1 rRNA gene is annotated in these 1,334 nt (G+C 52.7%); it reads right to left on the bottom strand.

Annotated features, from left to right (window positions below):
• Positions 1 to 28 precede the first annotated feature (28 nt).
• Positions 29 to 1,334, bottom strand: a 16S ribosomal RNA gene (locus BLR37_RS25045); the annotation flags it as partial.

The raw sequence follows: 1,334 nt of genomic DNA, 5'->3' as shown, positions 1-1,334 counted from the left end.
GCGAAGCGAGTAGGTGATTCTACTCCAGAAAGGAGGTATTCCAGCCGCACCTTCCGGTACGGCTACCTTGTTACGACTTAGCCCCAGTTACCGGTTTTACCCTAGGACGCTCCTTGCGGTTACATACTTTAGGTACCCCCAGCTTCCATGGCTTGACGGGCGGTGTGTACAAGGCCCGGGAACGTATTCACCGCGTCATTGCTGATACGCGATTACTAGCGAATCCAACTTCATGGGGTCGAGTTGCAGACCCCAATCCGAACTGTGAATGGCTTTGTGAGATTCGCATACTGTTGCCAGCTAGCTGCCCTCTGTACCATCCATTGTAGCACGTGTGTAGCCCCGGACGTAAGGGCCATGATGACTTGACGTCGTCCCCTCCTTCCTCTCTGTTTGCACAGGCAGTCTGTTTAGAGTCCCCACCATTACATGCTGGCAACTAAACATAGGGGTTGCGCTCGTTGCGGGACTTAACCCAACACCTCACGGCACGAGCTGACGACAGCCATGCAGCACCTAGTTTCGTGTGATTGCTCAAGATACTATCTCTAGTATCGTCACTAACTTTCAAGCCCGGGTAAGGTTCCTCGCGTATCATCGAATTAAACCACATGCTCCTCCGCTTGTGCGGGCCCCCGTCAATTCCTTTGAGTTTCACCCTTGCGGGCGTACTCCCCAGGTGGAACACTTAACGCTTTCGCTTAGCCGCTGACTGTGTATCGCCAACAGCGAGTGTTCATCGTTTAGGGCGTGGACTACCAGGGTATCTAATCCTGTTTGATCCCCACGCTTTCGTGCCTCAGCGTCAATAAGACCATAGTAAGCTGCCTTCGCAATCGGTGTTCTGAGACATATCTATGCATTTCACCGCTACTTGTCTCATTCCGCCTACCTCTAGTCCATTCAAGCCCATCAGTATCAAGGGCACTGCGATAGTTGAGCTACCGTCTTTCACCCCTGACTTAACAGGCCGCCTACGCACCCTTTAAACCCAATAAATCCGGATAACGCTTGGATCCTCCGTATTACCGCGGCTGCTGGCACGGAGTTAGCCGATCCTTATTCTTCCGGTACATTCAGCTACTTACACGTAAGTAGGTTTATTCCCGGATAAAAGCAGTTTACAACCCATAGGGCAGTCTTCCTGCACGCGGCATGGCTGGTTCAGAGTTCCCTCCATTGACCAATATTCCTTACTGCTGCCTCCCGTAGGAGTCTGGTCCGTGTCTCAGTACCAGTGTGGGGGGCCATCCTCTCAGATCCCCTAGTCATCGTCGCCTTGGTGGGCCGTTACCCCGCCAACTAGCTAATGACACGCATGCCCATCTTTATCC

The sequence above is a fragment of the Pedobacter soli genome (assembly GCF_900101435.1).
Lineage (GTDB): Bacteria > Bacteroidota > Bacteroidia > Sphingobacteriales > Sphingobacteriaceae > Pedobacter > Pedobacter soli.
Note: the sequence above shows the minus strand (reverse complement) of the source record. Positions and strands in the feature narration are given on the sequence as shown.